Genomic DNA, 12041 nt, shown 5'->3' with positions numbered 1-12041 from the left:
GTGCCGGTGATACCGGCGCGGTCCAGTACGAAGGTCACCCCGCATTTGTGCAGGGCCACATCCATCAGGACCTGGTCGAAGGCGCGGTTGAGGAAGGTGGCGTAGACGGCGAAGACCGGGTGGAGCCCGCCGGTGGCGAGCCCGGCCGCCGAGACGGCCGCGTGCTGCTCGGCGATGCCCACGTCGTAGACCCGCTCCGGGAAGCGCTTGGCGAACTCGGTGAGCCCCACCGGGTGCAGCATGGCCGCCGTGATCGCGACGATGTCCTCGCGCTCCTCGCCGAGCTTGACCATCTCCTCGCCGAAGACCGAGGTCCAGTCGGCGCCGGAGGCCGAGATCGGCAGCCCGGTGTCCGGGTGGATCTTGCCGACGGCGTGGAAGCGGTCCGCCTCGTCCTGAAGGGCGGGCTGGTAGCCGCGACCCTTCTCGGTGAGGCAGTGCACGATGACCGGGCCGCCGAAACGCTTCGCCCGCTGGAGCGCCGACTCCAGCGCCTCGATGTCATGGCCGTTGATCGGGCCGACGTACTTCAGCCCCAGGTCCTCGAACATGCCCTGCGGGGTGATGAAGTCCTTCAGCCCCTTCTTGGCCCCGTGCAGCGTCTCGTACAGCGGCCTGCCGACGACCGGGGTGCGCTCCAGCAGGTCCTTGCCGCGGGCCAGGAAGCGCTCATAGCCGTCGGTGGTGCGGAGGGTGGCGAGGTGGTTGGCCAGGCCGCCGATGGTGGGGCCGTAGGAGCGCTCGTTGTCGTTGACGACGATGACCAGCGGGCGGTTCTTGGCGGCGGCGATGTTGTTGAGCGCCTCCCAGGCCATGCCGCCGGTCAGCGCACCGTCGCCGATCACGGCGACCACATGGTCCTGCTTGCCGAGCAGCTCATTGGCCTTGGCGAGGCCCTCGGCCCAGCCGAGGACGGTCGAGGCGTGGCTGTTCTCGATGACGTCGTGCTCGGACTCGGCCCGCGAGGGATAACCGGACAAACCACCCTTGCTCTTGAGCTTGGAGAAGTCCTGGCGGCCGGTGAGCAGCTTATGGACGTAGGACTGGTGACCGGTGTCCAGCAGCACCTTGTCCCGGGGCGACTCGAAGACCCGGTGCAGGGCGATGGTCAGCTCCACCACGCCGAGATTGGGGCCGAGATGGCCACCGGTCTTGGAGACGGCGTCGACGAGGAAGGAGCGGATCTCCGCGGCCAGCCGGTCCAGCTCCTCCGGAGTGAGCCGGTCCAGATCGCGCGGTCCCGTGATGCGGGTCAGCAGCACCCGTGCCTCCTTGCTTCGAGCGTCTCCATGGAGCTTGCCGGTCCGCCTGAGTCTAATGTTCCGCTCTCCGGCGCAGACCTCCCCCCATGCGATGTCCGTCACGCGTGTTCTTTTCAGACAGCCGCCCGGCGCCTCCGTGGAGGCACCGGGCGGCCGGGTGGGACGTGCGGATCAGCCGCGACCGGCGGACCGTTGTGTCCTGCGCGACACCGAGTCGATGACGACGGCGGCCAGCAGCACTCCACCGGTGATCATGTACTGGACGGAGTTCGCGACGCCCAACAGGTTCATCCCCGACGAGATCGAGCCGATGACCAGCATGCCGAGCAGCGCCGACCAGACCGAGCCCCGGCCGCCGAAGAGGCTGGTGCCGCCGATGACCGCGGCCGCGATGGCCTCCATCAGCAGGTTGCCGGTGCCGGCCTGCTGGCTGGCGGAGCCGATCCGGGAGGCGATCATGATGCCGCCGAAGGCGGCCATCAGCCCGGCCAGCGAGTAGACCGAGATCCGGATCGCGACGACGTTGATGCCCGCGCGGCGGGCCGCCTCGACGCTGCCGCCCAGGGCGATCACCTTGCGCCCGTAGGCGGTGCGGCGGACCACGAAGTCGAGGATCACCAGGACCGCCACGAAGATCACCAGGGCGAGGGGCAGGCCCTTGTACTCGTTCAGCCGCCAGGCCGCGGTGAAGGTGATCACCGCGAGCACGCCGGTGCGGACCAGGATCTCGCTCAGCGGCCGCGAGGGCACGCCGACCGCCTTACGGCGCCTGCTGTCCAGGAACTGGGCGAGGAAGAAGCCCGCCGTCGCCAGCGCGGCCACCCCGTAGGCGGCGATGAGCTGGCTGAAGTAGTGAGCGGTGAGATCCCGCACGAAGCTGTCGTCGGCGATGCTGATGGTGCCGGTGGTGCCGAGCACCTGGAGCATCAGACCGTTCCAGGCCAGCAGACCGGCCAGGGTCACCACGAAGGCCGGGACGCCTATCTTGGCGAAGAAGAAGCCGTGCAGCGCGCCGAGCAGCGCGCCGCTGGCGAGCGCGGCGAGCACCGCGATCCCCTCGGGCACCCCGTGGTTGACGTTGAGCACCGCCAACGTGGCCGCCGCCAGACCGCTGAGCGAGCCGACGGACAGGTCGATCTCACCGAGCAGCAGCACGAAGACGATCCCGACCGAGATCATGCCGGTGCCGCCGAGCAGGATGGAGAGGTCGGAGAGGTTCTTGGGCGAGAGGAAGGCGCTGTCCTTCCACTGGAAGACCGCCCAGATGATGGCGATGCCGACGATGACCGGGACCGCGCCCAGATCGCCGCTGCGCATCTTCCGGCCGAACTCCGTCAGATAGCCCCTGAACCCCTCCTGACGGACCAGCAGCCGGGGGTCGACGACGGTGACCGCGTCCTTGGCGACGGGGTTGACGTCGGCCGGGCCGCTCGCCTTGTTGCCGCCGTTCGACGCGCCGCCGTTGCTCTTGTCGACGTTCGTGGTCACTTCGCGACCTCCCCGCTACGCGCCTTGCGGCGGGTCACGGCGTTGTCCGTGGCGCCGGTGATGGCGGAAATGATCTCTTCCTGAGAGGTGGTCTTCACATCGAAGATGCCGTTGTTGCGGCCCAGCCGCAGCACCGCGACGCGGTCCGCGACGGCCTTGACGTCGGCCATGTTGTGGCTGATGAGGATGACGGCGAGGCCGCGGTCGCGCAGCCGCTCGACCAGGTCGAGGACCTGCGCGGTCTGCTCGACACCGAGAGCGGCGGTCGGCTCGTCCAGGATCACCAGCTTGGGCTCGCCGAGCATCGAACGGGCGATGGCGACGGTCTGCCGCTGGCCGCCCGAGAGCGAGGCGATCGGGATCCGCACACTGGGGATGCGGATCGACAGGGTCTGAAGCAGCTCACGGGAGCGCCGCTCCATCTCGACCTCGTCGAGCACCCCGGCGCGCAGGATCTCGCGGCCGAGGAAGAGGTTGCCGACGACGTCGATGTTGTCGCAGAGGGCGAGGTCCTGGTAGACGGTCGCGATGCCCAGCCCCTGGGCGTCGTGCGGCCGGGTGACCTGGACGGACTTGCCCTGCCACTCGATGACGCCTTCGTCGGCGGGGCCGACTCCGGCGATGGTCTTGACGAGGGTCGACTTGCCGGCGCCGTTGTCGCCCACCAGGGCGACGACCTCACCGGCGTGGACCTCCAGATCGATGTCGGTGAGCGCCTGGACGGCGCCGAACCGCTTGGAGATCCCGCGCAACGCCAACACGGGTCCGTTCGGCACGATGGCCAGCTCCGTTCCGGGCAGGGAGATCCCTGCTGTGTGACGGAGGGGAGAGCGCGCTCTCCCCTCGGTTGGGGGGTGTGTCAGGGGGCGGGCGGGCCGTCCGCGGGGGTACGGACGGCCCCGCGCCGCTACTTCAGACCAGCCGAGTCGCACGCCGCCTTGTACTTGGCGGTGCAGATCTGCGCGACCGTGTAGTTGCCGTCCTTGACGACGGTGTCCTTGATGTTCTTCTTGGTCAGCGAGATCGGCGTGATCAGCGTCGCCGGGATGTCCTTGTTGGTCGGGCTGTCGACCGTGTTGGACTCGTTGACCTTGTCGCCGCGGCCGAGCGCGATGGCCATCTCCGCGGCGGCGGCGGCCTCGTCCAGGTAGGACTTGTAGACGCTCATGTACTGCTCGCCGGTGACGACCCGGCGCACACCCTCGAGTTCGGCGTCCTGGCCGGTGACCGGGGGCAGCGGGTTGAAGCCGCCGCTCTTGAGCGCGGTGATCGCGCCGCCCGCCATGCTGTCGTTGGCCGAGTAGACGCCGATGATGTTCTTCTTGCCGAGGGAGGAAATGGCGCCCGTCATGGCCTCGTTGGCCTTGTCGGCGAGCCAGCGGTCGATGTCGTACGACTTGCCGACGTTCACCTTGCCCTTGAGGACGGACATCGCGCCCTTCTTGAACAGGGCGGCGTTGGGGTCGGCCTCCCAGCCGTTGAGCATCACGATCTTGCCGCTCTTGGCCTTGTCGCCCAGCGCCTCGAGCAGCGCCTGGCCCTGCACCTTGCCGACCGTCTCGTTGTCGAACGAGGTGTACGCGGAGACCGGGCCCTCGGCCAGCCGGTCGTAGGCGACGACGGGGATACCGGCCTCGTCGGCCTTCCTGACCGAGGAGGCTATGGACTTGGAGTCCACCGAGTCGAGGATGAGCGCGTCGACCTTCTTGGTGATCATCGAGTCGACCTGCTGCTGCTGAACCGACGTGTCCGACTTGGCGTTGACGTAAAGGATCTTGCAGTCGGCGCAGAGCGCCTTGACCTTCTTGGTGATGTACGGCCGGTCGAAGTTCTCGTATCTGGCCGTCTGGTCCTCGGGCAGCAAGAGCCCGATCGTGAGCGGACCGGTCTTCTTCTTCTCGTCCTTCTTGTTGCTGTCGGCCTCCTTCGCCGAACCACAAGCGGCGAGGGCTACGGTCATCGACACGACAGAAGCGGCAAGAGCGACGCGACGCATCGTTGCGTTCATTTGGGGGTGACCTCCCTGACGAGGCCGCGTCGTTGCGGCCGAGGTGGCTGGAAGTCAACTCGGCCGCCCGCATGGCGTCAAGAAGTAAATCCTTAACGAGATGGCAACGGTGCCATTCGTTATCTGAGTGAACGCAGCCGGACAGGCCGGATAGACGGAGCGTGACCGGACAAAGCCGCTCAGGCACGACCGGGGCGGGCGGCCGCCATCCGGCGGTCAGGTGAGGGCCGGCGACCCCGCCGAGAGCGCACCGTCCAGCAGCGTCGAATCCCCCATCTCACTGAGCACCAGCGCCAGCGCGCCCAGCACCTCGGCCCGGCCGCCGAGCGCCCCGGGCATCACCGAGAGCTGATGGGCCGCGCTGGGGATCGCGTACCGCGCGACCGACTCCCGGATCGGGCCCAGCACCAACTCGCCCGCCTCGGCGAGCTGACCGCCCAGCACCATCCGGCTCGGATTGATCAGATTGCAGAGGTTGGCCACTCCGCTGCCGATGTGCCGGCCGACATCCCCGATCACCCGCCGGCAGCCGGGGTCGCCCTCGCGGGCCAACTGCACCATGCGCTCCACGGTGAGATCCGCGCCATGGCTGGATTGCAGCAGCGGCAGCACATAGCGGGCCGCGGTGAAGGTCTCCAGACAGCCGCGGTTGCCGCAGCGGCACACCGGGCCCGACTCGTCGAGGGTGATATGGCCGATCTCGCCCGCCGTGCCGCCGGGGCCGCGGTAGATCTTCCCGCTGATCACCAGCCCCGCGCCGACACCGTCGGCGACCTTGATGTACGCGAGGTCGGCGACCCCGCGGCCGGAGCCCCAGACCAGCTCGCCCAGCGCGCCGAGGTTGGCGTCGTTGTCCACATGCACCGGCACCCCGAGCCGCTGCGCCAGGTCATCGCGCGGATTGGTGCCCGCCCAGCCCGGCAGGATCGCGGTCGAGCCCAGCGTGCCGGTCTCCACATCGATCGGGGCGGGCACGCCGAGGCCGACGCCGACCACCTTGTCCTGGCTGAGCCCGCTGGCCGTGATCAGCCTGCTGACAAGCTGCTCCGCCCGGTCCAGCCCCTGTGCGGACGAGGCGTCCACATCCAGCGGCTCGGCCTCCTCGGCCAGCACCTGATGGGCAAGGTTGCCGATGGCGACGCGCAGATGCGTATGGCCGAAATCCACCCCTACGACGATGCCCGCGTCGCCGCTGAGCGAGACGCTGCGCGCCCGGCGGCCACCCGCCGAGGTGGGGGTGACCTCGACCGTTCCGCCGTCCTTGAGCTCACGCACGATATTGGAGACGGTGGCCGCGGACAGCCCGGTGGACCGGGCGATCTCCGCCTGGGTCAGCGAGCCCGCCATCCGCACCGCACGGACCACCCGCTCGAGATTGGCCCGGTGCAGCGACGACTGCGATCCCGGAGTCTCCACGCCCATCCACTCCCGCCTTCGCGGACGGCACGACGGCCGCTCCGCCGGCCGGGCCGCAACAGTGAGGCCCAGCGGTGTCTCCAACATGTGAACTCTAAGCTGAGCCGCCACGGTTGTCCCACGTCAAGTCCCTGACCGCTCCGGGACGCCCGGCGGCACCTTCCGAGCAGCCCACAGCACACGGCCCCGCCCTTTCCGTACGGCGGAAAGAACGGGGCCGCGAAAAGCGCTCTTGGGCCGCTCCTATTTGAGCGCGCCCGCGGTCAGGCCCGCCTGGACCTGCCGCTGGAAGAGGATATAGACGCCGAGCACCGGAAGCATCGCCAGCACCAGACCGGCGAAAAGCGCGGACCAGTCGCCCTTGTACTGCTGGCTGGCCGCGAGCTGCACAAGCCCCTGGGTGAGCACTCGCTTGTCCTCATCGGTGTTGAGCACCGTGGGCAGCATGTACTGATTCCACTGGCCGAGGAAGTTGAAGATCCCGACACTGATCAGGCCGGGCTTCGCCATCGGCAGCATGACCTGGAAGAACGTACGGGTATGGGAGGCCCCGTCGATCAGGGCCGCCTCCGCCACCGAGGACGGCAGCGTCTTGAAGAACGAGGTGAGGAAGAAGACCGTGAACGGCAGCGAATAGGCGATATAGACCAGAATGAGCCCATGGAACGTATTGAGCAGGCTCATGTTCTTCATCACGAAGAACAGCGGCACCAGCGCCAGGATGATGGGAAAACTCATCCCGCCGACGAACATGAAATAGATGAACCGCTTTCCCGGGAATTCAAAGCGAGCCAGGATGTATGCCGCCATCGAGCCCAGCAGCATCGTCCCGATCAGGGAGCAGCCCACCACCAGGATCGTATTGAGGAAGAAGTCGCCGATGTTCGACTTGCTCCAGGCCCGGGTCCAGTTGTCGAAGTGCAGGGTGGAGGGCAGCCCCCAGGGCGAGGTGAAGATCTGCTTGTCGGTCTTGAGGGAGCTCATCACCGCCCACAGCAGCGGCAGGGTGACGAGCAGCCCCCAGACCACCAGGATGCCGTGCGAGAAGACGTTGAGAACCTTGCCCTCGCTGCCGAGCCGGCCCTCGGGGGCGGCGCCCGGCGGCGGCTGCTTGCGGACGGGCCCGGCGGGCGGCGCCTCGTCCTCCTTGGTGACGCCCGGGAGTTCCGAGGGCTCTGCGTGCGAGGTCACTGTTCTACCCCCAGATCGGCGGTCGGGCGGCGGTGGCCGGGTGCGGTCGGTGTGATCGGCATCAGTACTCCAGCCGCTCGCGCCGGCCGAGCCTGGTCACGACGACCGCGAAGATCAGGGTGACGATGAGCATCGCGACGCCGATCGTGGTGGCCCGTCCGGCCTGCCCGTCGTGGAAGGTCTTGGTGTAGACGTAGTAGCCCATGACCTGCGTGGAGTCGGCGGGGCCGCCCGGCCCCACGGTCATGATCTGCACCACGGCGAACGCGTCGAGCGCGATGATGCCCATATAGATCCAGCCGGTCTGGACCGTGTCCCACAGCAGCGGCAGGGTGATCTTGAAGAAGGTCTTGATCCGGTTGGCCCCGTCGAGCAGCGCCGCCTCGTAGAAGTCCTTCGGGATGGAGCTCATCCCGGCGGAGAAGAGGACGACGTAGAAGCCGACGTTGCTCCAGACCATCACCGCCATCAGGCACCACAGCGCCAGCTTCGGATCGGCCAGCCACTCCTGCTGGAGCGACTCCAGGCCGATTCCGCCGAGGAAGGCGTTGATCGCCCCGTTGCGCGGGTTGTAGGTGAACTGGAACAGCAGGGCGACGATCGCGATCGACAGCACCTGCGGAAAGAAGTAGATCACCTTGTACAGGCCCGACCCGCGCACCCCGGAGATCGCCGAGTTCTTCCTCCCCCGGCCGCCCACATTGAGCATGAAGGCGAAGAAGAGCCCGAGACCGAGCGTCACCAGCGGCACCACCAGCAGCAGCACGATATTGTGCCCGACCGCTTTCCAGAAGAGGTCGTCATGCAGCAGCCAGTTGTAGTTCTTGAACCCGACCATCTTGAAGTCGGAGCTCAGCCCGGTCCAGTCCGTGAAGGAGTAGTAGATGGCCTGGACGAACGGCGAGATCACGAAGACCGCGTAAAGGATCACCGGCAGGGCCAGGAACCCCGCGATGAACCGGTACTTCCCATGCTGCATTTCTACCGACCTCGGTCTTCCCCTACGGATAATGCCGCCGGCGACGCGTGGAGCCGCATCAGACGTGCTTGTACTTCTTGACGGCGTCGTCCTTGGCCGTTTCATCGGCGAACTGCTGACACTTCTTGATCGTCTCGGCGGGGGTCATCCGGCCCGCCATCATCTCGCCGAGCGCGCCGACGCCGATCTTCTGCTTCTGGAGCGTCCCGTACCAGTCCTGCATCCGCGGGTTGACCACGTTCTTGCCCGCCTTGGTCAGCGCCTCCTGCGCCGACGCCAGACCCGGCGGCAGGCTGAGGCCCTCGGTGCCGCCGTTGAGGGAGGAGAGCGAGGAGACCTGCTTGATGAAGTTCTTGGTGGACTTCTCACCGAGCATGATCCGCAGCAGCTCCATGCCGCCCTCGGGGTTCTTGGCCGCCTTCGGGACGATGAAGGGCTCACCGCCGGAGGCCCAGAGGGTGCCGAACGGCATCTTGTCGCTCTTGTCCAGGCTGGAGGGCGCGCCCACCGCCATCTGGAAGTCCTTCGGCGTGGTCTTCTTCGCCTCGTTCTCCACCCAGGAGCCGTTGGGGATGAACAGCGCCTTGCCCTGATTCCACGCGGTCTGGGACTCGATGTGGGTCAGCCCGGGGGTGCCCTTGAGGATGTAGCCCTTCTTGTAGAGCTCGTAGTACGCCTCGAAGGCGGCCTTGACGGCCGGGTGCTTCCAGGCGTTCGGCTCCAGGTTGTCGATCGAGTCCAGGACCTCCCGGCCACCGATCTTGGCGATGAAGGGGTAGAGGCTGAACGGCAGGTAGTACGGGTACTTGCCGGGGTAGGTCCAGCCCGCGACCCCCTTCTTCTTCGCCGCCTCGCAGACCTTGAGCATGTCGTCCCAGGTCTCGGGGTACTCCACGTCCAGCTTGGCGAGATTGGTCTTGGAGTACCAGACGCCGTAGACGGTGTAGGCGTAGTAGAGGACCCACACCGGCTTGCCGTCGAACTGGCCCATCTCCGCGACACCGGGGCGCAGGGTCTCGCGCACCGTCTTGTTCGGGTCGTCCACGGAGGGCGCGTCGAGCAGCGGGGTGAGGTCGGTGAGCTGGTTCTTGCCGACCAGAGTGCCCATGTCCATCTGCTCGGCACCGTTGTTGTCCACGAGGTCCGGCGGGGTGCCGCCGTTGAACCGCGGCTGGAGCACGGTCTGGATCTTCTGCGTCGACGAGTGCTTGACCTTGCCCTTGGTCTTCGGGAAGGCCATGACGAACTCCGCCTCGGCGTCCTTGGCGTACTGCTGCCCGAAGCCGCCGTCGAAGATGACGACGTCGAGCGCGGCGCTCTCATTGACCGCGAGCGGGTTCTTGGCGCTCTTCTTGCCCTTGTCGACCTTCTTGGCGTCGTCGTCACCGCCACTGGCACAGGCGGACAGCACGCTCATCGCGGGCACGGAGATCAATCCGAGCGCCGCCGAGCGCTTGATCAGATCGCGACGGCCGACATCTGAGGTGGATCCCATGCTCAAGTCCTCGCCTTCGTCAGGACTCAGGCGGTGTAACGGTTTCCCGTACATACTCGCCTCCGGCGAGGGGCCCGACACCGCGGGTCAGTTGAAGCGTCAAGCGGAGTATTGCTGGGTGTACGCCGGGGAGTGCGGATGACCCGCCGAGACCCTCCGATATGGGCCGCGGTGCGGCCTTCCCCCTGGGGCGACAGGTATAGTCCACTGGGCCTCATATGGGCAAGATCGAGAGGTCATCGGGTATCAGTCTTTCCCGAGTTGAGACCTGCCCGACATACCGTAGGTGGAGACAGTCCGTGCGGCACGCCGCCGTGCGCGCTCCCCGAAAGGCGGTTCCCGTGTCCCGGAAGCAGCTCACCCTCGCCACCAGCATTGTCGTGACCGCGACACTCGCGATCACCGCGGGGTGCGGCTCCGGCAAACGGGGCTCGGCGGCCGGGGACAGCAAGGGCGGCGCGGCGATAGGCAAGGGCATGGCCCAACTGCCGGTGGAGCCCACCCAGGCACCGACCGAGGAGCCCACCGACGACCCCACCGACGACCCGCATGACGGGCCGTCGGACTCCCCCACCGGCGGCTCCGGCCTGATCACCTCGGACGCCAAGATGGGGACGTGCGGATGGGGTTCGGACGGCAAGCCCTACGCCAATGTGAAGATCAGCAACTCCGGCTCCGGCACCGCCTACTACTCGCTGCTGGTCGGCTTCGTCGACAGCTCGAACAAGGCCGTGACCACCGGGGTGGAGTCCGACGCGGCCGTGGCGGGCGGCGCCGACAAGACCATCAAGGTGACCGGGCTCAAGGCGGACAGCTCCCACACCGCGAAGAAGTGCCGGCTCTCGCTCGCCACCAAGTCCGACAGCGCCGACTGAGTCCGACGGCGGCTCAGCCTCACTGACGACATACCAGACACATCCCCATCGGGCGCGCCGAAACGCCCCCATGAACACGGGCCGTACCGCTGATGGTGGTACGGCCCATCTCGTACCGTCCGCCGCACGCAGCCCAATTGGCGGTTGTCCGCATCCTTGACACCACCCTCCCCCTGCCTCCCTACTTATCTCTGCCCGACCCAGAGGACAACGTTGTCAGACTCGTTGAGAGGCTGCGTATGCGACAGAGACGACCACAGAGACGATGGCGTGGGATCGGACGGGCGGCCCCCCTGGTGGCGGCCGTCCTGCTGGCGGTGACGGCCCAGGGCGGTGCGGTCGCCGCCCCCGCCGGCCCGGCCTCCGCGCACCACGCCGACCGCACCTTCACCTCGTCCTTCGAGTCGGGCGACCCCCAGCCCGACTGGCGCGACACGGTCGAGACCGGACCCGACGGCAAGAAGAAGGCGTCCGGGGTGGACGGAGGCTACTCCTCCGGGATCCCCGGCAATGTCACCGACAAGGTCACCGAGGTCCGGGCGAGCGGGGAGAACACCGAGGGCGGGGAGGTCAAGGAGAACCTCGTCGACGGCGAGCTCACCAGCAAGTGGCTGGCCTTCGACACCACCACCGCCTGGCTCGAGTTCGATCTGAGCGAGCCGGTGAAGGCCGTCCGCTACGCCCTCACCTCCGCCAATGACGCCCCCGGCCGGGACCCGAAGGACTGGACCCTCAAGGGCTCGGCCAACGGCTCCGACTGGACGACGCTGGACACCCGCAAGGACGAGACGTTCTCCTCGCGCCAGCAGACGCGGGAGTTCTCTTATCGCGGCGCCAGGGCGTACCAGCACTTCCGGCTGGAGATCACCCGCAACGCCGGGGACAACCTGATCCAGCTCGCGGAGGTGCAGTTCGCGACCGGCGACACCACGCCGCCCGCGCCCACCGACATGCGCACCCTGATCGACCGCGGCCCCACCGGCTCCCCCACCGCCAAGGCCAACGCGGGCTTCACCGGCACCCATGCCCTGCGCTACGCGGGCACCCATAAGCCGGACGGCCGGGCGTACTCGTACAACAAGGTCTTCGACGTCGACACGGCCGTCACCCGGGACACCCGGCTGTCCTACCGGATCTTCCCGTCGATGCCCGAGACCGATCTCAACTACCCGGCCACCCATGTCTCGGTCGATCTCGCCTTCACCGACGGCACCTATCTGAGCGATCTGCCCGGCGCGGTCGACCAGCACGGCGCCCGGATGAGCCCGCAGGGCCAGGCCGCCTCCAAGACGCTCTACGTCAACCAGTGGAACCACAAGGAGTCGCG

At 67.6% G+C, this 12041-nt stretch carries 10 protein-coding genes; 2 read left to right on the top strand and 8 right to left on the bottom strand.

Features of this window, described 5'->3' with window-relative positions; genetic code table 11:
- From KN815_RS09315 to ngcE, 8 genes are all read right to left on the bottom strand, one after another.
- A partial coding sequence (locus KN815_RS09315) for a 1-deoxy-D-xylulose-5-phosphate synthase (protein ID WP_216341282.1) occupies window positions 1-1262 on the bottom strand: 1262 nt, incomplete at its 3' end.
- Window positions 1263-1433: 171 nt separating this feature from the next.
- A complete protein-coding gene (locus tag KN815_RS09310) occupies window positions 1434-2750 on the bottom strand; it encodes a sugar ABC transporter permease (RefSeq protein ID WP_216341281.1) in 1317 nt (438 codons plus the stop codon).
- On the bottom strand, window positions 2747-3526 hold the full coding sequence (locus KN815_RS09305) for an ATP-binding cassette domain-containing protein (RefSeq protein WP_079059090.1): 780 nt from the start codon (window positions 3524-3526) through the stop codon (window positions 2747-2749). Before KN815_RS09305 ends, KN815_RS09310 begins: the two co-directional genes overlap by 4 nt.
- 131 nt (window positions 3527-3657) lie before the next feature.
- Window positions 3658-4758 (bottom strand): substrate-binding domain-containing protein, encoded by a 1101-nt coding sequence (locus KN815_RS09300; protein WP_216341280.1) that lies wholly within the window; start codon window positions 4756-4758, stop codon window positions 3658-3660.
- Window positions 4759-4974: 216 nt separating this feature from the next.
- Window positions 4975-6174 carry an ROK family transcriptional regulator gene (locus KN815_RS09295; RefSeq protein WP_216341283.1) on the bottom strand — a complete coding sequence of 400 codons (1200 nt, stop codon included), beginning with the start codon at window positions 6172-6174 and terminating at the stop codon, window positions 4975-4977.
- Window positions 6175-6417: 243 nt separating this feature from the next.
- Window positions 6418-7365 carry a carbohydrate ABC transporter permease gene (locus KN815_RS09290; protein ID WP_216341279.1) on the bottom strand — a complete coding sequence of 316 codons (948 nt, stop codon included), beginning with the start codon at window positions 7363-7365 and terminating at the stop codon, window positions 6418-6420.
- A gap of 61 nt (window positions 7366-7426) precedes the next feature.
- On the bottom strand, window positions 7427-8344 hold the full coding sequence (locus tag KN815_RS09285) for a carbohydrate ABC transporter permease (protein ID WP_216341278.1): 918 nt from the start codon (window positions 8342-8344) through the stop codon (window positions 7427-7429).
- 58 nt (window positions 8345-8402) lie between these two features.
- Window positions 8403-9839, bottom strand: coding sequence for an N-acetylglucosamine/diacetylchitobiose ABC transporter substrate-binding protein (gene ngcE / locus KN815_RS09280; RefSeq protein WP_216341277.1), 1437 nt, complete (start codon window positions 9837-9839; stop codon window positions 8403-8405).
- Window positions 9840-10180: 341 nt separating this feature from the next.
- Between ngcE and KN815_RS09275 the strand changes: the two genes are divergently transcribed.
- Together KN815_RS09275 and KN815_RS09270 are read left to right on the top strand one after the other, a co-directional pair.
- Window positions 10181-10714 (top strand): PT domain-containing protein, encoded by a 534-nt coding sequence (locus KN815_RS09275; RefSeq protein ID WP_253208853.1) that lies wholly within the window; start codon window positions 10181-10183, stop codon window positions 10712-10714.
- 239 nt (window positions 10715-10953) lie between these two features.
- A partial coding sequence (locus KN815_RS09270) for a discoidin domain-containing protein (RefSeq protein WP_253208852.1) occupies window positions 10954-12041 on the top strand: 1088 nt, incomplete at its 3' end.

This window comes from Streptomyces niphimycinicus (assembly GCF_018883605.1).
In the GTDB taxonomy this organism is placed as follows: Bacteria; Actinomycetota; Actinomycetes; order Streptomycetales; family Streptomycetaceae; genus Streptomyces; species Streptomyces niphimycinicus.
Note: the sequence above shows the minus strand (reverse complement) of the source record. Positions and strands in the feature narration are given on the sequence as shown.